The sequence below is a fragment of the Pilosibacter sp. NGB245 genome, from assembly GCF_057397225.1.
The window spans coordinates 1,152,089-1,171,696 of the sequence record NZ_CM171584.1; the positions used below are offsets into that span (position 1 = coordinate 1,152,089).

22 protein-coding genes are annotated in these 19,608 nt (G+C 45.6%); 21 read left to right on the plus strand and 1 reads right to left on the minus strand.

What is annotated here, in order from left to right; translation table 11 throughout:
- Positions 1–264 precede the first annotated feature (264 nt).
- The 10 genes from ACXMYH_RS05105 to ACXMYH_RS05150 all read left to right on the plus strand — a co-directional run bounded on the left by ACXMYH_RS05105 (position 265) and on the right by ACXMYH_RS05150 (position 7,746).
- Positions 265–1,554, plus strand: coding sequence for a plasmid recombination protein (locus ACXMYH_RS05105; protein WP_486555631.1), 1,290 nt, complete (start codon positions 265–267; stop codon positions 1,552–1,554).
- Positions 1,555–1,569: 15 nt separating this feature from the next.
- On the plus strand, positions 1,570–1,755 hold the full coding sequence (locus ACXMYH_RS05110) for a hypothetical protein (protein WP_007488117.1): 186 nt from the start codon (positions 1,570–1,572) through the stop codon (positions 1,753–1,755).
- Positions 1,756–1,844: 89 nt separating this feature from the next.
- Positions 1,845–2,075, plus strand: a complete 231-nt coding sequence (locus ACXMYH_RS05115; protein ID WP_007488123.1) for a helix-turn-helix domain-containing protein — start codon at positions 1,845–1,847, stop codon at positions 2,073–2,075.
- 31 nt (positions 2,076–2,106) lie between these two features.
- On the plus strand, positions 2,107–3,732 hold the full coding sequence (locus ACXMYH_RS05120; protein ID WP_486555632.1) for a recombinase family protein: 1,626 nt from the start codon (positions 2,107–2,109) through the stop codon (positions 3,730–3,732).
- 273 nt (positions 3,733–4,005) lie between these two features.
- A complete protein-coding gene (locus ACXMYH_RS05125) occupies positions 4,006–4,479 on the plus strand; it encodes a DUF6075 family protein (protein ID WP_117553182.1) in 474 nt (157 codons plus the stop codon).
- Positions 4,479–4,655, plus strand: a complete 177-nt coding sequence (locus tag ACXMYH_RS05130; RefSeq protein ID WP_002582201.1) for a hypothetical protein — start codon at positions 4,479–4,481, stop codon at positions 4,653–4,655. The genes ACXMYH_RS05125 and ACXMYH_RS05130 overlap by 1 nt, the downstream gene beginning before the upstream one ends.
- Before the next feature lie 23 nt (positions 4,656–4,678).
- Entirely contained in the window at positions 4,679–5,461 is a 783-nt protein-coding gene (locus ACXMYH_RS05135) for a ParA family protein (RefSeq protein WP_209284970.1), read from the plus strand.
- Positions 5,454–6,347, plus strand: a complete 894-nt coding sequence (locus ACXMYH_RS05140; RefSeq protein ID WP_209284971.1) for a ParB/RepB/Spo0J family partition protein — start codon at positions 5,454–5,456, stop codon at positions 6,345–6,347. The genes ACXMYH_RS05135 and ACXMYH_RS05140 overlap by 8 nt, the downstream gene beginning before the upstream one ends.
- A gap of 15 nt (positions 6,348–6,362) precedes the next feature.
- Positions 6,363–7,436: a DUF6017 domain-containing protein gene (locus ACXMYH_RS05145; protein WP_209284972.1), complete on the plus strand. Its 1,074-nt coding sequence runs from the start codon at positions 6,363–6,365 to the stop codon at positions 7,434–7,436.
- Positions 7,417–7,746: a DUF6050 family protein gene (locus tag ACXMYH_RS05150; protein ID WP_117553186.1), complete on the plus strand. Its 330-nt coding sequence runs from the start codon at positions 7,417–7,419 to the stop codon at positions 7,744–7,746. The genes ACXMYH_RS05145 and ACXMYH_RS05150 overlap by 20 nt, the downstream gene beginning before the upstream one ends.
- A gap of 52 nt (positions 7,747–7,798) precedes the next feature.
- On the opposite strand, the gene ACXMYH_RS05155 is transcribed toward ACXMYH_RS05150, so the two are convergent.
- Positions 7,799–8,005: a helix-turn-helix domain-containing protein gene (locus ACXMYH_RS05155; RefSeq protein WP_482577888.1), complete on the minus strand. Its 207-nt coding sequence runs from the start codon at positions 8,003–8,005 to the stop codon at positions 7,799–7,801.
- A 168-nt stretch (positions 8,006–8,173) separates the two neighbouring features.
- Between ACXMYH_RS05155 and ACXMYH_RS05160 the strand changes: the two genes are divergently transcribed.
- The 11 genes from ACXMYH_RS05160 to ACXMYH_RS05210 all read left to right on the plus strand — a co-directional run bounded on the left by ACXMYH_RS05160 (position 8,174) and on the right by ACXMYH_RS05210 (position 19,521).
- A complete protein-coding gene (locus ACXMYH_RS05160) occupies positions 8,174–8,536 on the plus strand; it encodes a hypothetical protein (RefSeq protein ID WP_330593135.1) in 363 nt (120 codons plus the stop codon).
- A 101-nt stretch (positions 8,537–8,637) separates the two neighbouring features.
- Entirely contained in the window at positions 8,638–9,303 is a 666-nt protein-coding gene (locus ACXMYH_RS05165) for a hypothetical protein (RefSeq protein ID WP_117553188.1), read from the plus strand.
- 34 nt (positions 9,304–9,337) lie between these two features.
- Complete coding sequence (locus ACXMYH_RS05170) at positions 9,338–10,732, plus strand: hypothetical protein (RefSeq protein WP_117553189.1); 1,395 nt, start codon at positions 9,338–9,340, stop codon at positions 10,730–10,732.
- A 221-nt stretch (positions 10,733–10,953) separates the two neighbouring features.
- The gene (locus ACXMYH_RS05175; protein ID WP_117566687.1) at positions 10,954–11,430 is read left to right on the plus strand and encodes a PcfB family protein; all 477 of its coding nucleotides are present in this window, start codon (positions 10,954–10,956) and stop codon (positions 11,428–11,430) included.
- On the plus strand, positions 11,427–14,423 hold the full coding sequence (locus tag ACXMYH_RS05180) for a DUF4368 domain-containing protein (RefSeq protein ID WP_486555633.1): 2,997 nt from the start codon (positions 11,427–11,429) through the stop codon (positions 14,421–14,423). Before ACXMYH_RS05175 ends, ACXMYH_RS05180 begins: the two co-directional genes overlap by 4 nt.
- Entirely contained in the window at positions 14,420–14,764 is a 345-nt protein-coding gene (locus ACXMYH_RS05185; RefSeq protein ID WP_227152366.1) for a TnpV protein, read from the plus strand. The genes ACXMYH_RS05180 and ACXMYH_RS05185 overlap by 4 nt, the downstream gene beginning before the upstream one ends.
- 138 nt (positions 14,765–14,902) lie before the next feature.
- Complete coding sequence (locus tag ACXMYH_RS05190; protein ID WP_046415454.1) at positions 14,903–15,160, plus strand: hypothetical protein; 258 nt, start codon at positions 14,903–14,905, stop codon at positions 15,158–15,160.
- A 357-nt stretch (positions 15,161–15,517) separates the two neighbouring features.
- A complete protein-coding gene (locus ACXMYH_RS05195) occupies positions 15,518–15,877 on the plus strand; it encodes a DUF3847 domain-containing protein (protein WP_374739764.1) in 360 nt (119 codons plus the stop codon).
- The gene (mobQ, locus tag ACXMYH_RS05200) at positions 15,843–17,339 is read left to right on the plus strand and encodes a MobQ family relaxase (RefSeq protein ID WP_486555634.1); all 1,497 of its coding nucleotides are present in this window, start codon (positions 15,843–15,845) and stop codon (positions 17,337–17,339) included. The genes ACXMYH_RS05195 and mobQ overlap by 35 nt, the downstream gene beginning before the upstream one ends.
- Entirely contained in the window at positions 17,336–17,638 is a 303-nt protein-coding gene (locus ACXMYH_RS05205; RefSeq protein WP_024729653.1) for a hypothetical protein, read from the plus strand. The genes mobQ and ACXMYH_RS05205 overlap by 4 nt, the downstream gene beginning before the upstream one ends.
- A gap of 11 nt (positions 17,639–17,649) precedes the next feature.
- Positions 17,650–19,521 (plus strand): AAA family ATPase, encoded by a 1,872-nt coding sequence (locus tag ACXMYH_RS05210; protein WP_486555635.1) that lies wholly within the window; start codon positions 17,650–17,652, stop codon positions 19,519–19,521.
- Positions 19,522–19,608 lie beyond the last annotated feature (87 nt).

The window sequence follows — 19,608 nt, forward strand, 5'->3', positions numbered from 1 at the left end:
TCTGTGGACACCGACTGCAAGAGGAAGTTGACACAGAACAGCTTCATGCAGACGGGCTGACCATGGGAAAAGGCGCAGACATTTTCGCCTTGGTCAGCAGAGGTCACCGCAGTGACCGCATTCCCCCTCGGGAGAGCCCTCGGAGAGCCCACGGCACTTTGCAGCCAGTATGGATGAAAGTGTCATAGTGGGTTATTACACTTTGAAAAAGTGCCGTTCTCCAGCCTTCCGCTGTCTGCAAATCTCAAAGAAAGGAAAAATCCAATGGCAAGAAATGATGGAATAGACCGTACCGTAGCCAGAAATCAGGACTTGGAAACACCGGCTGATGTGGCGAAGGTACAGGAACACAATGAGCGTGAAAAGGACAGCTACAGCAATCAGGACATCGTGCCGGAACGTACTGCGCTGAATGTTCACTTCAAGTCTCCCACTGACGATTATGTAAAAATGTTCGAGCAGATGGAACAGGATGGCGTGATCTCCACCAGAGGTCTGAAACCGGATGCCATCAAATACGGAGAGTTGGTGTTTGATGTGAACTCCGCTTATTTCTACAACTACGGCGGCTATGAATTTGCGAAACAGTTTTATGCCGATGCCTATAAAGCCGCCGTGGAGATTGTCGGTGGTGAGCAGTATATCCTCTCCGCTGTGATGCACGCCGATGAGCGCAACCGGGCAATGTCCGAAGCTCTGGGCGAGGATGTGTACCACTACCACCTCCATGTGGTCTATATCCCGGTGGTGGAAAAGCAGATCCTTTGGTCGAAGCGATGCAAGGATGAAGCCCTCCGGGGAACCATCAAGGAGGTCATCACACAGGTCAGCCGCAGCAAGAAATGGGAGTCCAAGCCGGTGCTTGGCGAGGACGGAAATCCCATGCTCAACGCAAAAGGGAAAAAGATTTTGAAGTCATCCTACAGTGTGTTGCAGGATGACTTTTTCAATTTCATGCGAAACGCCGGTTATACCGATGTGGAGCGTGGAGAGCGTGGCAGTACAGAGGAACATCTGACTGTGACCCAGTTCAAGGTGCAGGCAGAACAGCAGCGGTTGGAAGCTGTGACCGGGCAGGTAGCACAGGCGGAGCGGAGTTTGGAGAATGCCAAAGCTGCCACGGAGAAACAGAAAAAGAAACTGGAAGCTCTGCAAAAGGAAACCAAAACAGCAAAGACCGTTGCTCTGACGGTGCAGGAGATTGAAACGATGGGAAAGAAAGCCACATTCGGAAATAATATCACGCTGACACCGGATGAGTGCGACACGCTCAAACGCTATGCGGTCAACGGCATTATCGCCAATGCTGACAACAAGCGCTTGAAGGAGAAACTGGCTTCCGCTGAAAAGACGGTTTCCATCTGGAAACAGCGGTATGAAGCAGTAAACGAAAAATATATGGAACTGAAACAGAAAGCCCAGCCTTTTCTGGATGCACTGGAAATTGCATCCGAAAGGGTTCGGGCTTTTATCAATTCTATCCTCATCAGAGGAAAGGAAACGCAGGAACACAAACACCCTGACCGGAAGCGTGGACAGGATATGGAACTTTGATGGAGGAATCGCCTATTGAAGAAATATTATGAGGAAGCGAAATATAATGCGGCATTTGACCGCTGTGTGGATGTTATGAGCCAGATGCTCCAGAAGTACGGGCATCAGGTTTTGGATAAATTAGAGCAGGATACACCGCAAACGGTGGAGTGTTCCAAGGATGATAAGCAAGCGCAGCCTTTGACGGATAAGGCTGCGTAAAAATTTACAATTTACACGTTGCGTACTTGTTGCGGCTATGCTATAATATGTACGCAACGTGTATTTTTGCTTTTTGGGAGAAAAGACGAATGGATTGTAAAAACAGAATTATTAAGTTGCGTGAAAGCACAGGACTGAACCGGAAGGATTTTTGCAAGCTCGTCCATATTCCTTACCGGACTATGACCGAGTGGGAATTGGACAACCGCCATGCACCGGATTATGTGCTTAGACTTTTGGAGTATTATATCCGCAACGAGGGATTGATGGTAAAAGAAATGAGCGAAGGAGGTGGCGATTCTGAAAAAGAAGCAACTTAAATGTTATCTATATACGAGAGTGTCCACCTCCATGCAGGTAGACGGATACAGCTTGGATGCCCAGCGGGACAAGTTGCGGAAGTATGCGGCATACGAGGATATGGTCGTTGCCGGGGAGTATTCTGACGAAGGATTTTCCGGCAAGAACATCCAAGGGAGGCAGGAGTTTCAACGGATGCTGAACGACATCCAGGACTGCAAAGACGGCGTTTCCTATGTGCTTGTCTTTAAGCTCTCCAGATTTGGCAGAAATGCAGCCGATGTTCTGAACTCTTTGCAGCTCATGCAGGATTTTGGTGTCAACCTGATTTGCGTGGAGGATGGCATTGACAGCTCCAAGGATGCCGGAAAGCTTATGATTTCCGTGCTGTCTGCGGTGGCGGAAATCGAGCGAGAGAATATCCGCACACAGACAATGGCAGGACGGGAGCAAAAGGCTCGTGAGGGCAAATGGAACGGCGGTTTCGCTCCCTATGGATACAAATTGGAAAGCGGAAACCTTGTCATTGCGGAGGATGAAGTGGAAGTAATCCGTGTTATTTATGACCGCTACATCCATACCAATGAGGGCGTTGCCGGAGTTGCTAAATATCTCAACCGCAACGGGTTTGTGAAGAAGCTGCGGCAAAATAACACCATCCCCGGATTTTCAAGGAACTTCGTGCAGGACGTACTGGATAATCCCGTTTATATGGGTAAAATTGCTTATGGCAGACGGAGAACCGAAAAGAGGCAAGGTACAAGAAATGAGATGCACGTGGTCGAGCAGTCGGAGTTCCCTGTTTACGATGGTCAGCATGAAGCCATCATTTCCGAAGAAGATTGGTATCTGGCACAGGAAAAGCGCAAGATCAATTCCTTTAAGCGGGAAAAGGTCAACAATCCAGACCACGCACACATCCTATCCGGTATTTTGAAATGCCCGTGTTGCGGAAAGAGTATGTACGGCAATATTGCCAAGGCTCATAGCAAGGACAAGAAAACACGGTATTATTACTACTGCAAAAATACGGTTACGCCGACGGGACATGAGTGCAGCTTCCGGCTGAATATCGAGCAGACGGAAATCAACAAATTTGTGGCGAAGGTCATCTCCGCTATGGTCAGCAATCCCCGATTTATAGAAGCAATTCAAGCGAAAATTGGAACGGCGGTTGATACAGAGGATATGGAAAAGCAGATCGCCGTTCTGCAAGGACAGCTAAAGCAAGCCTTTGGAACGAAAAGCCGCTTGGAGCGTCAGATGGATACTTTGGACATCAATGATGCCCACTATGACAGAAAAATTTTGGATTTGCAGCGCCGATATGATGAACAGTATGATACGATAGAAGAAATCGAAGTTCAGATTGGCGAATTGCAAAGTCAGATACGCAGCATCCAGCAGGAGAAAATCTCCGGCGATAACATTTATCGGCTCTTACTGGCATTTGATGAAGTCTACCATTCCGCAACGGAAGCAGAACAGAAAGAGTTTATGAAAGCCTTTATTGAGCGAATTGAGATGTTCCCGGAAAAGAGAAAAGACGGAAGCTGGATAAAGAAGATTGTATTCAACTTCCCTGTGCCTGTTGATGGCGAGGAAGTGAAAGAACTTCCCTTGGAAACTGAAACAACAGTCGAGACTGTGGTAGGACTACACAGAAAGGATATGTAGAAATCCTTGAATTTACGCACTTTGTAGAGTTTTTCAGCTTCAACAGGATTGCTGAAAATCACAAGGAAAAAGAGCTTGTGAGGAAGGTAACGGTTGTTGTGGCATTAGACCTCGGTTGTGGGAACACAAATAATTCTGAATATGAAAGTAAATAGAGAACTATCAGATATGTTGATAGAACGTAGGGATACTTGAAAGAGTGTCCCTATTTTTTATATTAGGGCATTCCATTAGGAGTGCCTTTTTCAATTCACTTTAGAAGGAGGTCATACAATGACAAACACAGCGTTAGGAGCAGGAGCTGAAAAAGCCCAAGAAATTATTTTTATCAGCGAAGCACATGAGAAATTCTACTACGAGAAATTAAAAGAAGTAAGGTATCAGGATGTGTACCACAAGGCACTTTGCTACTGTCTTGGCATTAACGATGATACCAGAAGAAATGCGAACCGCATTTATGATTTTAAAACAGGCTGTGTAAAGACAGAATGTTTGCATGAAGGCTGGCAGACCAGCGGAAGCGTGAAAGTAGTCAGAATGGCATTTAATTTATATTGCAATGCCACACCAAGCGTGGATGATTACACGGACGCAGAGGAGCAGATTAACGAGTGCAGGCAGTACACAGTGGAAGAATTGTTTTGCTGTGCCTATGCACCATATTTTTGGCAGGCAATACAAATCCGGTATCCGGAGTATGCAACCTATAACCGGAAACTGTATGCCCTGTTTGGAGGAGCAGATTGATGTTAAAAGTTCGATTGATGGGAACAAAGAATGATATTAAATGGTTTGGGAAGATTTTGCAAAGAAATTCCAAAATCGAAGTGACAGAGTTTTCAGATTTATACCCGAATAAAGGGACAAAGAAGTTTTACAGAGCGTATGTAGAAGTGAAAAAGACTAATGTAGCAGAAAGTTAGCAGAGAGTAAAGGAGAATGTATCATGTGTAAAATAATAGCAATCGCAAATCAGAAAGGTGGAGTCGGAAAGACCACCACAACAAGTAATTTGGGAATAGGACTGGCAAAGCAGGGAAAGAGAGTTCTGCTGATAGATGCCGATGCACAGGGCAGTTTGACTGCAAGTTTGGGATTTACAGAGCCGGACAAGCTGGAGGAAACACTTGCGACTGTGATGGCGAATATCATCAATGATGTGGAAATAAAGGATGATTACGGGATTTTAAGGCATGAGGAAGGAGTTGATCTTATGCCGGGCAATATCGAATTATCCGGTCTGGAGGTATCTTTGGTAAATGTCATGAGCAGAGAGCTTGTGATGCGTTCCTACATAGAGCAGGTGAAAGAAAGATATGATTATATCCTGATTGACTGTATGCCGTCACTTGGCATGATAACCATAAATGCATTTGCCTGTGCAGACAGTATCTTAATTCCGGTACAGGCGGCATATCTGCCAGTAAAAGGTTTGGAACAGCTTATTAAGACGATTGGTAAGGTGAAACGTCAGATAAATCCGAAGCTGTCCATTGAGGGTATTTTGCTGACCATGGTTGACAGCAGGACAAATTATGCAAAGGACATCAGTGCATTACTGATTGAGAATTATGGAAGCAAAGTAAGGATATTTGAGAATAGCATTCCGATTTCCGTAAGAGCTGCGGAGATTTCAGCAGAGGGCGTCAGCATCTATCAGCATGATCCTAAAGGAAAAGTGGCAAGTGCCTATCAGTCTTTGACGGAGGAGGTGCTTGGCAATGAGTAAGGCAGGAAGTGCGGCAAAGGTAAAGCTAAACAGTTTTGATGATTTATTCGGTGCTTCTGATATGACAGCGGGCACCGATCAGGTACAGGAGATAGCTCTTTCAGAGCTTTATGAGTTCAAAGGACACCCTTTTAAAGTGCTGGATGATGAAAAGATGCAGGAAACAGTGGAGAGCATCAGAAACTATGGTGTGCTTATGCCCGGTATTGCAAGACCAAGGGCAGAGGGCGGTTATGAGATAATCGCCGGACATCGTAGAAAACACGGCTGTGAGCTTGCAGGTCTTTCCACCATGCCTATGTTTATCAGAGATTACAATGATGATGAAGCTACAGTGATTATGGTGGATACCAATATCCAGAGGGAAGATATTCTCCCAAGTGAAAAGGCAAAAGCCTATTCCATGAAGTATGAAGCCATGAAGCATCAGGGCAAAAAAGGAAATGGAAGCAGCCTTGATGAAGTGGGAGAAGCAGCCGGAGAGAGTGGAAAGACGGTTCAGCGTTATATATGGCTTGCACGTCTGTCAGATGAATTGCTGGATATGGTTGATAAGAAAAAAATCGGTCTGGTACAGGGTGTTGACATATCTTTTCTGACAGAGCAGGCACAGGAATGGGTGCAGGTTATTCTTGAAGAAACGGGTGCAGCTATTTCGACTTCCCAATCATCAAAGTTAAAAGAATATGGAAAAAACGGCGAGTTGACTCTGCCAATGGTAAGACTGATCTTGACAGAGGAAAAGCCAAAGGAAAGAAAAGTTACAATTAAGGCTGATAAAATCAGCAGATATTTTACGGAGGATTATTCCAGTGAGGACATAGAAAATATTATCTATCAGCTATTGGAAGAATGGAACACCGGAAAGGCGTCGAATAAGCAGTAAAGGAGGCACGGTAAAGTGGGCGATACAATAAACTTTGATTATTACTACGGAATTGAAGCAGAGCAGTTCTCTTTTTATCGTGTTCCCCGACTTTTGATTAAAGACGAGAGATTTAAGGGGCTTAGCAGTGATGCTAAGCTCCTCTATGGGCTGATGCTTGACAGAATGTCTTTATCCATGAAAAACGGGTGGCTGGATGATGAAAACAGGGCGTACATTATTTATACGGTGGATGCCATTATGGAAGATTTGGGATGTGCAAAGGCAACCTGCGTTAAGATTATGAAAGAGCTTGATACCGAAAACGGAATCGGTCTGATTGAAAAGAAACGCCGTGGACTTGGAAAGCCGGACATAATTTATGTGAAGAATTTTTCTACAATTACTGATGCAAAGACAGAGGAAAAGACCGATAATGCTGATAAATCCACAGAAGTTCAAAAACTGAACCTCAAGAAGTCTAATATGCATACTTCCAGAAGTTCAGAAATTGAACTTCAAGAGGTTCAGGATTTAGAACACCAGAAGTTCACAATGCAGACTTCAAGAGGTTCAGAAAGTGAACTTGCAGAAGTTCATAAAGCAGACTCTATTTATACTAACTATAATCAAACTAACCAGAGTTATACTGATATAAGTTATACCAATCCTATCAATCAATCTGGTAATGAGAGTAAGTCGGAAAAAAGGATTGATTTGATGGATGATGTCAATGCATACATAGAACTGATTAAGGATAACATCGAATATGAGCATCACATGAAGTACGATGACTGGCAGAACAAGGCTTTGTATGAGGAGCTCTTTGAGGTTATCTGTGAGGTTGTATGCGTAAAGCGTACAACAATCCGGATTGCAGGGGAGGATTATCCTTATGAGCTTGTAAAATCTAAATTCCTGAAGCTGAACAGTGGACATCTGGAGTATGTGATTGGCTGTATGCACGATACGAATACGAAAATAACAAATATCAAGGCATATATGGTTACTGCTCTTTATAACGCACCCTCAACGATAAACCATTATTATCAGCAGGAAGTGCAGCACGATATGTACGGAGGTGGCTGGCATGAAAAAGGCATTGTTTAAAATAATTCTTCCGGTATGCGTTCTTGTTCTGTGGATGATTACCTGTTATCAGGTTTGCAATAAAGCAGAAGGGTTTGATTATTTCCTTTATTGGATTTTGGTAGGATGTCCCTATGGTATCAGAAAAATGTGCATGTTCCTTGTGCCGAAGAATTTTGGTATTGCAGGAAGTATGGGAATACTGGCACTGAATTGTATCGTTGGAGGTCTGATTGGTGGTATTATTGTTCTTGTGAGGATTATCGTTATATTTACGGAGATAATAAAAGTAATAGCAGGACACTTCTGGACACAATGTCCAAAGGTGTAAAAGAAAAAAGAGCAACAAAAAAGGCATTGTCAATCAATCATAAACAATACCTCTACTTGTCATCTGGAACATATTCCATAATATCTTCAATCCGGCAGTCAAGTATCTGACATAGCCTGTTCAGAATAATGGTCTTTACTACCATATTTTGCCGGAGCCGCTGAAGCTGTGCTTTGTCAATGCCATAGTCTTTAATGAGCTGGTACTGACTGATGTTTTTAGACTTAAGCGTTTGCCAAAGGGGATCGTATTTAATCATACAGGCAACTCCTTTCCTACCTTGTATTTTAATGGCAGGGAACTTATAATAATATGGTGCGTGTATGCACCATAAAATATGCAAATGGTAAAAACGATAATGATTATTTCAGAAGAATGAGGATATAGATGCAGGTAGTGTGGTTTTGAAACAGGAGGATGGTTAATCGTGAAAGAAAAATACATTACAGACGATGAAAGGGAGAAATGCAGAAAAGTTGCAGATGCTTTTGCAGAGCTGTATGAGATTGAAAATATACTTGTTGTGGATGCTGGAAGATATGGTTTTGTCAAGTTACAGTATTATAGACCACCGCAAGGTTTTGAAGATGCAATTACCTTTACGGATAGCCGGAGCATGTTTGAAAACTTGTGGGAGGAATGGTTTGACACGCAGCTGTTCCTTCTGGCAAAAGGAACACCAATGGCAGGAATGGGATATAATGAGATATTCCAGTGTCTGCCAAAGGAGAAACAAGAGGAACTTATGAATAGAAAAGCCGGATTTGCAAAAACGGCAGGAATAGAATAATCAGGTAACAGCGTTAGGGCAGTTATGAGTGAAATACTTGTAGCTGCTTTTTTTGTGCTTTTGGACACGATGTCCAGAAGCGGGGAAGGAGAGATATATAGATGGAATCAATGAGAGATATTAACAGGGTAATGGAGCGTGAGATAGCGAAGGGGAGCTGCCCTTTGAAGCTGGATCATATTGAATTTGGAGATTATTCGTATCAGGAGATAACATCAAAGGAGAAACTGCTGGAGGTATTATCGTATTTGTTACGGATAGGTGATTACAAGCAGTATGCCGGAAAGACTATCCTTAATAATGTTTATATGGACCTGCGAGGGAAAAAGCCCGTATTTAAGAGAACCAAGACAGCTATGGAAAGAAATAATATATTTGCAACAATCAGAAGGTATGCAAAGAAGCTAAAGCCGCAGTATAATGGAGATGTATATTTGGAAACGGTCAGATGTTATTTTGATATACCGCAAGAAAATCTGGAAAAGTGCCGATATACATATCAGGGGAACGAAACATACGCCTTTCTGATGTCGGATAAATATATCATGGCACTATATACGCATTGTCTGGTGGCAAGAAAAGAAGCTGCTGTGCAGGATTGGCAGGTGGAAGGTTTTACTGAAAAAGAATATGAAATGGTAAGACTGGAGAATGTGGGTGATGTTTTGTTTCAGGCATTGATGCTGGATGATGTAAAGATAAAAGATGGAATGATGTATGCAGATTTTTTATCGGTGATTTTAGATAATATTGTTGATAATTATTAAAAAGTTATGCGTTACGAAAGGGAGAGAAAAAAATATGGGTGAACCAAAATGTATTTATTGTGGAACTTCCAAAGATTTGTCTGATTCAGATATTATACCAGATGCATTAACCGCATCAAGGATAATAAACAAGTGTGTGTGTCATGTGGAGCATAATAGTGGAATGACAAAAAAATTTGAATCAGAGGTGGCTGAGAAATTAGCCTTTCTATTGAATTATTTAAATATTAAATCGAAAAAAAGTAATCATTTTCCGACTTATGAAGCAGATTATGTGATTGCAGGGATACGATATCATGATAAAAAGGTGGTCAAAGAACATGATTTTATAAACAAGAAAATTCTGTGGAGTGAGAATAATGAGTCAGCATTTGGACCGTATGAAAAGATTGAACAGATAGCAAAATCAAAAAAGACTAATAAAGGCGATATTGAACAAATAGATATAAATACTCAAGTGATAGAATCACATATTCCACTTAAGTATGAGGTCTTTTTTAGTGAAGCGATGCATAGGCAAGTGGCGAAGATCGCATATGAATGGTATTGTCTGAAAAATAAAGTGGAAGATAAATACGAGGATTTTTCAGATATAATAGCCTATATTCTAGACGGTGGCAATGACCAAGTTGTAAAAATGGTCACAGATAAAATGCTACTCGACAAATTTAGCGAATTTTGTCATGATGGAAGTCATGCTATGTTAGCTTATATTGATAATCAAGGTGGCATTAGTGTATTAGTGGATATTTTTGGAGTTGCAGTATATGATATAAAGGTATGTAAACATATACCAACATTTTGTGAGAATAATTGCATATTGCAAAAGATTAACATTGATGGTTCAGGAAATAGAGAGCGTGAATGTTTATGTGTTCATGACTATAATGATATTGTTTCAGACATGATTAATGGAATGAGTGAGAGTACTGATTTTCCGGCACAGGAAATTGGGGGATTGCAATGTCATGTAATGATGCCCCAAAATCAACATATTAACTATAATCTCTTTGTTTTAGATATTCTTCATATATTGGGTAAAGGAGTGGCAGGAATTCATGGTGGTAATCAATATGTGGTTGATTTTGTACTAAATCAATTACAAGACTTATTAAATACGGATGTCATTCATAAGAGAGGGCTTAAAAGATTTGTTGAGGACAATATTGGAAGTGATGAAATAAAGATAAATGGAGAAAATATAGGAGAACATAGCATCTTTTACTATTACATTCTTTATAAATTTGGGGAAAGTGAAATTCAAACTTTAGATGATAAAGTTGTTGAACAGTTCATTATCAATCTATTTAATACAAGGAAGATTGATTCAAGAGAAGTGAATATGAGGGAAAAGCTTGAAGAAATGTTACGTGAAGAAAAGTATAGTGAATTGATTAAGTTGGGGGCATGTAAAATAAGAAATTGGTAATCAAAATTTCAAAGTAAGTTTGAAGTTGCTGATTTGAAACAGATTATAAAAGAAACAGCGTCAGGGCAGTTATAAGTCGAGAGATTTGTAGCTGCCTTTTTTATTGCTTTTGGACACGATGTCCAGAAGCGGAAAGGAGAATTATGAGGTATTTATTACATCGGCTGTATGTTCCGCCTTAGCGAAGCATACGCACAGGAAGATGCAGATCGGAGGTACTTATGCAAGAGGAAGTAACGCAGAAAACAATCGCTCTTGTAATTAAGACCGCTAAACTGGATGCCAACGTCTTGAAGGCTGCAATGCGGATGTATTTGAACCACCGCAGGCAGAAAGCACAGAAAACGCATGGTAAAACTTCTGTGAAAAAGCTGGTTGGCGAAGGTGTGGGAGTTTCGTCTATCGAAGTGACGGACGGCAATATCAAATCCTTTGAGCGGGTAGCTCGTAAATATAATGTTGATTTCGCCGTCAAGAAAGACAAGACAACGGCCCCGCCGAAATATGTGGTATTTTTCAAGGGCAGGGATGCCGATGCAGTAGCACAGGCATTCAAGGAATTTGTTTATGGTAATGAGAAACGAAAGAGCAGAACTTCCGTAAGGGAGAAACTGAAACGCTTCAGGGATGCAGTATCACAGAATAAGAACAGAGAACGGAGCCGGGAAAAGAATAAGGACAGGGGGCAGAGCCTTTGAGTAACATCATTGAAGGCATAACCAAAGACCTGAAGGCTATCCCGAAAAATCTGAAAGCAAAAGTAGGCGGTATGGATACCAAGAAGCTGGTGCTTTTGAATCTGCCCTATATCTTTGTTGGATATTTCTGTGATAAGGTTGCATGGATGTGGAGAGTATCAGAAGGTACAAATGCTTCTGATAAGATGATGGCAGTCATGAACCGTTTTGATAAGCTGTTTGCCAATCCTTTGCCCAGCTTCCACCCAAGAGATTTACTGATTGGTGTGGCAGGCGGCATAGCGCTCCGCCTTGTGGTGTATTACAAAGCCAAGAATGCCAAGAAGTTCCGGCAGGGTGTAGAATACGGTTCCGCAAGGTGGGGAAATGCCAAGGACATAGAGCCATATATGGACTCTGTGTTTGAAAATAATGTCCTTCTGACACAGACAGAACGGCTGATGATGTCGGGCAGACCGAAAGAGCCGAAGTATGCAAGAAATAAAAACATTCTTGTTATCGGTGGTTCTGGTTCTGGTAAGACTCGCTTTTTTGTGAAGCCGAACCTGATGCAGATGCACTCGTCTTATGTTGTCACTGATCCGAAAGGAACAGTACTGGTTGAGTGTGGAAAGATGCTAAAGAGGGGCAGGTACAAGATAAAAGTTTTGAATACCATAAACTTTGCTAAATCCATGCATTACAATCCTTTCGCCTACATTCGGAGCGAAAAGGATATTTTGAAACTTGTAAACACGATTATAGTCAACACCAAAGGAGAGGGACAGCAATCCGGTGAGGACTTCTGGGTAAAGGCTGAAAAGCTCTATTATACGGCACTTATCGCTTATATCTGGTATGAAGCTCCGGAAGAGGAGCAGAATTTCGCAATGCTGATTGATATGATTGATGCCAGCGAAGCCAGGGAGGACGATGAGAATTTTAAAAATGCCGTGGACTTATTGTTTGAGGAGCTGGAAGCGGATAAACCCAATCATTTTGCAGTAAGACAGTACAAAAAGTACAAACTTGCTGCCGGTGTTGTATGCTCTAAAAGACTTCTTAATCAAGCGGTTGGGAAGTCTCTTAGAACACACAACCTAAAACCGAAGAAAGGAGCGCAAGTTATGAGAAAAAACGAGAAAATCACTGCTCTGTACGAACGACTGAGCCGTGATGACTTTGGCAAAGATGATGACCAACAGCGTGAGAGCAATTCCATTTCCAATCAAAAAGCTATGTTGGAGGAGTTCGCCGCACGGCAGGGCTTTACAAACATTGTCCATTTCACAGACGATGGCATTAGCGGCACCTGCTTTGACCGCCCCGGATTTTTGGCAATGATGAAAGAGGTTGAAGCCGGGAATGTGGAGTACCTGTGTATCAAGGACATGAGTCGCATGGGTCGTGACTATCTGAAAGTCGGTCAGATTATGGAAATCCTGCGTCAGCGTGGCGTTCGCCTTATCGCCATCAATGACGGCGTGGACAGTGCCAGAGGGGACGATGATTTTACCCCATTCCGCAACATCATGAACGAGTATTATGCCAGAGACACCAGCCGTAAAATCCGTTCCACTTTCCAGTCCAAAGGCAAGTCCGGCAAGCACCTTACAGGCACGGTCATTTACGGCTATCTCTGGAACGAAGCAAGAGACCAATGGTTGGTTGACCCCGAAGCCGCAGAGGTGGTCAAGCGTATCTTTGCCATGACGATTGAAGGCTACGGTCCGTATCAGATCGCCAGCAAACTGAAATCGGAAAAGGTGCTTATTCCGTCCGCTTACCTTGCCCAGCACGGCGAGGGCGTGAACAAAAACAAGACTTTCAAAGATGTGTACGGCTGGGGTTCTTCCACCATCTGCAACATTCTTGAAAAGCGTGAATATCTGGGACACACCATCAACTTCAAGACCCGAAAGCACTTCAAGGACAAGAAAAGCCATTATGTCCCGGAGGACGAATGGACGATTTTCGAGAATACCCATGAAGCTATCATTGACCAGCAGACCTTTGACCTTGTGCAGAAAATCCGTGGGAATGTCAGACGCTACCCGGACGGCTGGGGCGAAGCAGCTCCCCTCACGGGCTTGCTTTATTGTGCCGATTGCGGCGGCAAGATGTATGTCCACCGTACCAACAACGGCAAGCGTATTTCTCAATATACCTGTTCCCAATACAGCAAAGTCCCAGTTGGAAAGCTCTGCACGACACAGCACCGTATCAATGAAGATGTGGTACTGTCCCTTGTCTCTGAAATGCTCAAAGCCATTGCCGAGTATGCCAAGCATGACCGAGCCGAGTTTGTCCGTGTGGTGCAGGAAGCGCAGTCCAGCCAGCAGACAGCAGAGGTTAAGAAACAGCGGATACGCCTTGCCACCGCAAAGCAGAGAGTGTCCGAGCTGGAAGTCCTGCTCTGTAAAATCTATGAGGACAACATTTTAGGAAAGCTGTCCGACAGCAGATACGCCACTCTGGACGCTCAATACGAAAAGGAACAGTCCGAGCTTACCGCCGAAATCTCTGCTCTGGAAAAGGCTGTCAAGAGCTATGAGAAGCACGAAAAGGACGCTGATCGTTTTATCGCTCTGATTGACAAGTACGAGAACTTCGACAAGCTGACCATTGCCATGCTCAACGAGTTTATCGAGAAAATCCTTGTGCATGAGCGTGACCGCAAAGGCAGTATACAGACCACACAGGAGGTCGAGATTTACTTCAATTTTGTCGGGCGTTTCGTTCCCCCAGCGTTTGGAGAAGTGGAGCTTACTCCGGAGGAATTAGAGGAAATCCGCAAGCGTGAGGAACGCAAGGACAGGCTTCATCAGAACTACTTGAAGCGGAAAGCCAGCGGAGCGCAGAAGCGATACGAGGACAAAATCAAGGGGAGAAAAAAGGCAGAAATCGAAGCCAAGAAAGCCGCTATTCGTGCGGAGGATATTGCAAAGGGAGTGTTCGTCCCTGTCAGCAGTTTACCGCAGAGAGAGCCGATGAAAGGAGTACAAACAGCATGAATATCACTTACACACAGAACGGAGATTATCTTATCCCGAACATCATTATCCGCAAGACAAAGCCCCTCGGACACTACGGCAGACTCCGCAAGGCGTATCTGGAAATGCACCGCCCGATACTGTTCAATGAGCTGGTGCTATCCGACAAGCTCTTTGAACATTGCGCCGAGATTGAAGAAGCGGCACGAAACCGCATGGAGCTGATCGTGCCGAAGCTGGCAAAGCAGTACGGCGTGACCGAGCAACTGAAAGCCGATAATCAAATGGAATGGGTGCGGCAGATGAACGCTTGCAAGGCACAGGCAGAGGAGATTGTGAAAGCGGAATTGATTTATGATTGAGCGAGGAAGTCCGGGCAGAAAACTGTTCGGACTTTTCTCATATATTCCAAAGTTGCGGTTGAATTGTTCATGGATTTTATGATATGATTTAAATACGAAAATTGAGCAACAAATCAGGATTTGAAAGGGGACAGACAGATGAAAAAAGTGATTGCTGCAATGGCTGCAATGTTTATTGCTGTGGTGCTATTAGGCGGGCTATGGGGAATCTTACTCAAACCAATCATGGGCGGTGGTGGTGCAGACCTAAGTTTTATTTACCCTATCTATATCGGGTTAATCCTTTTGGCAGGGCTGATTGTTGGTGCTGCGGTAGTGCTTTACGAGGAAATCAAAAAGCTTCAGGAAGAAATAAAAAATATCAGTGAAAAAACAACAGAGGAAAAACAAGAATAACTTACCAATTCAATTTTACTGAACCAATAAAATCCCTTTAGGAACTAAAGGGCGCACTTCTATACTCTCTGTCGAGAGTAGTGCGTCCTGCGGAGCTTCATTCCCGGTCGGCAGAGAATAAACTGCCAGATCGAGAATGCTTCGTCACTTCGTTCCGTCAAGGTGGCTACACCCCCTTGCGCCGCTAAAGCGGCTATCCCCTGTGGACTTGCCGTCCGCAAACAGCATAAAATGCTGTTCGCCGCCAGCAAGTTTGAAAAACCGAATACCGAAAATCAGACCGTTGACCTGCGCCCTCTGCGCACAAAGTCGGCGGTCTTTTTTTATCCCCATTTTCAAAAAAGGAGGTCAATCCCAATGACAAAATCGAAAACCCTTGAACAGCTCCGAGCCGAAAAGGAACGAGCCGAGACGCAGCTTGCACAGGAACAGCACAAGCTTGAGCGTCTGGAGAACCGAAAGAAGTATCTTGAGAAAGGCGAACGCACCAAGCGCACCCACCGCCTTTGCAATCTGGGCGGCACGGTTGAGAGCCTTGCCCCGGAGATCAAAGATCTCACACGCACCGAAATGACAGAGCTGATGGAACACATCTTTTCCCTGTCCGAAGTCCAGCGAGCTGTCCGTCACATGGCGATTACCCACATCAGCCAAGCAAACAGAGAAAGGGAGTTGAAAGCCGATGGCACTATTTCACCTGAGCGTCACGCAGACTAAGCGAAGCGCAGGACAGTCCGCTATTGCTTCTGCCGCCTACCGTGCCGGGGAGCGATTGTATAGCGAGTATTACGGCGAGTACAGCGACTACACCCGCAAGGGCGGCGTGATCTGCTCCGACATTCTCCTGCCGTCCCATGCACCGCCCGAATACGCAGACCGCCAGACGCTATGGAACGCCGTGGAAAAAGCCGAGCGTGGGAAGAACGCCCAGCTTGCATACAGCTTTGACATTGCCTTGCAGAATGAATTTTCCCTTGAGGAAAACATCGCTCTTGCAAGGCAATTTTTGTTGGAGAACTTTGTGAGCCGGGGCATGGTGGTTGACTTCGCCGTACACCAGCCGGACAAGGAGGACGGCGGCATATCAAACCCGCATTTCCATGTGCTTTGCCCCATCCGTCCCATTGAGCAGAACGGCAAGTGGGGGCTAAAGCAACGCCGGGTGTATGAGCTGGACGAGGACGGCAACCGTATCCGAGACCAGAACGGCGAGTATGTTTTCAACGCCGTTCCCACTACCGACTGGGGCAGCCCCGAAACGCTGGAATACTGGCGGCAGACATGGGCGGAGCTATGCAATGGCAAGTTTGCGGAAAAAGGGCTTGATGTTCGTATCGACCACCGAAGCTATGAGCGTCAGGGCGTGGAGCTTCTTCCCAGCGTCCATGAGGGCGCAACCGTCCGGGCAATGGAGAAGAAAGGCATACGCACCGAGAAAGGCGAGTTCAACCGCTGGATCAGAGCGACCAATGCCGTTATTCGGGACATTAAGAAGAAAATCGCTCTCCTGTTTGATTGGATTGCCGAAGCAAAAGCGGAGCTTGCCAAGCCACAGGCACCCGACCTTGTTTCTCTGCTGAACGCCTATTACACCCAGCGCAGAGCCGGGGCATATTCGCAGAAAGGCAAGGTCAGCAACCTAAAAGAGATGAACGAGACTTTCAATTATCTCCGGGCAAACGGCATTTACTCCCTTGAAGATTTGGAAAGCCGTGTCAGCGAACACAGTGCTGCCACAGAGAGCTTGAAGAAAACGCTGGACGAACAGACCGCTCGAATGAAAGCAATTAAGCAGCTCTATGACAGCTCCGCTGCTTTCCAGAGCTTGAAGCCTGTCTATGACGGCTTGCAGAAAATCAAGTTTGAGAAGCCCAGAGCCAAGTACAAGGCTGAACACGCCGACGAACTGAAAATGTTCTACGCCGCCAGACGCAAGCTGACCGGGGAGTTCCCGGACGGCAAGGTGGATATGAAAAAGCTGACCGAAGAGTATGACGAGCTGGAACAGGCGCACAACACCACCTATGGCGAGTTTAAGACCGTCAGAGACGATTTACACCGTCTTTGGAAGGTCAAGTCATGTGTAGATACTGCCGCCCGATTTAACGAGCGTACAGAGGAACAAATGCTCCAAAATCGACCCCAAACACGACACAAAAAGGAGAATATGACACGATGAAAAAATACGACTGGAAGAACGAGTACAACCCCATCCGCAGAACGGCAAAACGCCTTTTGAGCGGAGAAGCTTTGACCGATGGCAGACCGCTTTCCGACCTGATCGAGCTGGACGAACACACCCGGAAATGCCTTGCCTTTGAAGCTACCCTCACCGACCGCCAGATTGATATGTTGCAGGAGCTGGGCTATCTGCCTGTTATCATGAGACAGTACGGCGAGGAATGTGCGAACTGCCCCTACACGCTGGACGAGCGTGAGCATGGCATTTGCAGACGATGCGCTGTTTTCAAGAAGTAAGGAGGACGCCCATGCAGTACACCCAAGCACAGATCGACCGGGCAAACGCCGTCAGTCTGGAAGATTTTCTCCGCACACAGGGAGAGACGCTTATCAAAAGCGGACGGGAATACCGCTGGAAAGAACATGACAGCCTGACCGTCCGGGGAAACAAGTGGTTTCGCCACAGCCGGAGCAAGGGCGGCTATCCCATTGATTTTGTCATGGAGTTTTACGGCAAGTCCTTTCCCGAAGCTGTCCAGCTCTTAACCGGCGAAAGCGGTGAGGGACAGAGCGAAGCCAGCACAACACCGCCCACAGCGTTTCACTTGCCCTTGCACAACAGAACAGCCGACAGAGCAATTCAATATCTTTGCGAAAGCCGAGGTCTCAACAAAACGCTTGTTGAGGCTTTTCTTCTTTCCGGGGATATTTACGAGGACGCAAAGTGGCACAATGTTGTGTTTGTCGGCAGAGACCGAAGCGGTACGCCGAGATACGCCCATGTGCGAGGAACGGCAGACCCATTCAGACAGGACATTGCCGGGTCTGACAAGTCCTATCCGTTCCGCTATGAGGGCAACGGCAACCAGCTCTTTGTCTTTGAAGCACCGATAGACCTTTTGTCCTTTATCTGCCTTTATCCGCAGGATTGGCAGACAAGAAATTATCTTGCCCTGGGCGGCGTTTCGGGCAAAGCCCTTGACCGTTTCCTTTCTGAACGCAAGGACACCCGAAAAGTGTTCCTCTGCCTTGACAGCGACACCGCAGGAAGCGAAGCCTGTACCCGACTGGCACAGTCCATTCCCGGCGAGATCGCCGTCATTCGCCTTGTCCCGGCAAGGAAAGACTGGAACGATGTTCTCCGTCAGCAAGGGGACATTCCCAGCCGCAAATTCATAGCCGAGACAATCACGCTGCGAGAGTTGCCCACCGCCCAGCCTGTCCCCATGCTCCGTATGGCAGATGTGGAGCTGACGAGCGTGGATTGGCTATGGTTTCCGTATATCCCATTTGGAAAGCTGACCATCATACAGGGCAACCCCGGCGAGGGCAAGACCTACTTTGCTATGCGCCTTGCGGCGGCTTGCACCAACCGAAAGCCCTTACCCGGTATGGAGACACTTGAGCCTTTCAATATCATCTATCAGACCGCCGAGGACGGTCTGGGCGATACCGTTAAGCCCCGGCTGATGGAAGCTGACGCAGACCTTGAACGAGTGCTTGTTATTGATGATAGAGACACGCCGCTGACCCTTGCTGATGAGCGCATCGCAAGAGCAATCCGAGAGAACAACGCAAGGCTGGTTATCATTGACCCGATGCAGGCGTTTCTGGGCGCAGATGTGGACATGAACCGGGCAAATGAAGTCCGTCCCATCTTCCGTAGTCTGGGAGACATTGCACAGGCTACCGGATGCGCTATCGTGCTGATCGGACACCTGAACAAAGCCGCAGGAACGCAAAGCACCTATCGGGGATTAGGGTCTATCGACATTACGGCGGCAGTCCGCAGTCTGCTTTTTATCGGCAAGCTGAAGGACAGCCCCACAACGAGGGTGCTTATCCATGAGAAAAGCTCCCTTGCGCCGCCCGGACAGTCCCTTGCCTTTTCTCTGGGAGACGAGAAAGGCTTTGAATGGATAGGAGCTTATGACATTACCGCCGACGAGCTTCTTGCCGGGACAGACACCGCCAAGACCGAGAGCAAGACCGCACAAGCGCAAATGCTCATTCTGGAACTGCTGGCAGATGGAAAGCGTATGCCAAGTGCAGAGCTGGAAAAGACGGTCAATGAGCGTGGGATTTCCTCACGCACCATGAGAACGGCAAAGAGCCGTATCGGGGACAGGCTTGTGACCGAGAAAGACGGCACAGCATGGGTCTGCTATCTCCGCAACTGACAACAGGAACACGGCAAGCATGGCAAAGACGGCAAGGTTTTTATAGATACCTTAATGTTGCCGCCTTGCCTTGTTCCCTCATACCGA

Coding starts and splice junctions, on each gene's coding strand:
- ACXMYH_RS05105 (WP_486555631.1), top strand. CDS start 265: ATGGCAAGAAATGATGGAATAGACCGTACCGTAGCCAGAAATCAGGAC.
- ACXMYH_RS05155 (WP_482577888.1), bottom strand. CDS start 8,005: ATGATTAAATACGATCCCCTTTGGCAAACGCTTAAGTCTAAAAACATC.
- ACXMYH_RS05170 (WP_117553189.1), top strand. CDS start 9,338: ATGGGTGAACCAAAATGTATTTATTGTGGAACTTCCAAAGATTTGTCT.
- ACXMYH_RS05130 (WP_002582201.1), top strand. CDS start 4,479: ATGTTAAAAGTTCGATTGATGGGAACAAAGAATGATATTAAATGGTTT.
- ACXMYH_RS05210 (WP_486555635.1), top strand. CDS start 17,650: ATGCAGTACACCCAAGCACAGATCGACCGGGCAAACGCCGTCAGTCTG.
- ACXMYH_RS05195 (WP_374739764.1), top strand. CDS start 15,518: ATGACAAAATCGAAAACCCTTGAACAGCTCCGAGCCGAAAAGGAACGA.
- ACXMYH_RS05185 (WP_227152366.1), top strand. CDS start 14,420: ATGAATATCACTTACACACAGAACGGAGATTATCTTATCCCGAACATC.
- ACXMYH_RS05165 (WP_117553188.1), top strand. CDS start 8,638: ATGGAATCAATGAGAGATATTAACAGGGTAATGGAGCGTGAGATAGCG.
- ACXMYH_RS05120 (WP_486555632.1), top strand. CDS start 2,107: ATGCAGGTAGACGGATACAGCTTGGATGCCCAGCGGGACAAGTTGCGG.
- ACXMYH_RS05175 (WP_117566687.1), top strand. CDS start 10,954: ATGCAAGAGGAAGTAACGCAGAAAACAATCGCTCTTGTAATTAAGACC.
- ACXMYH_RS05125 (WP_117553182.1), top strand. CDS start 4,006: ATGACAAACACAGCGTTAGGAGCAGGAGCTGAAAAAGCCCAAGAAATT.
- mobQ (WP_486555634.1), top strand. CDS start 15,843: ATGGCACTATTTCACCTGAGCGTCACGCAGACTAAGCGAAGCGCAGGA.
- ACXMYH_RS05150 (WP_117553186.1), top strand. CDS start 7,417: ATGAAAAAGGCATTGTTTAAAATAATTCTTCCGGTATGCGTTCTTGTT.
- ACXMYH_RS05135 (WP_209284970.1), top strand. CDS start 4,679: ATGTGTAAAATAATAGCAATCGCAAATCAGAAAGGTGGAGTCGGAAAG.
- ACXMYH_RS05190 (WP_046415454.1), top strand. CDS start 14,903: ATGAAAAAAGTGATTGCTGCAATGGCTGCAATGTTTATTGCTGTGGTG.
- ACXMYH_RS05115 (WP_007488123.1), top strand. CDS start 1,845: ATGGATTGTAAAAACAGAATTATTAAGTTGCGTGAAAGCACAGGACTG.
- ACXMYH_RS05140 (WP_209284971.1), top strand. CDS start 5,454: ATGAGTAAGGCAGGAAGTGCGGCAAAGGTAAAGCTAAACAGTTTTGAT.
- ACXMYH_RS05205 (WP_024729653.1), top strand. CDS start 17,336: ATGAAAAAATACGACTGGAAGAACGAGTACAACCCCATCCGCAGAACG.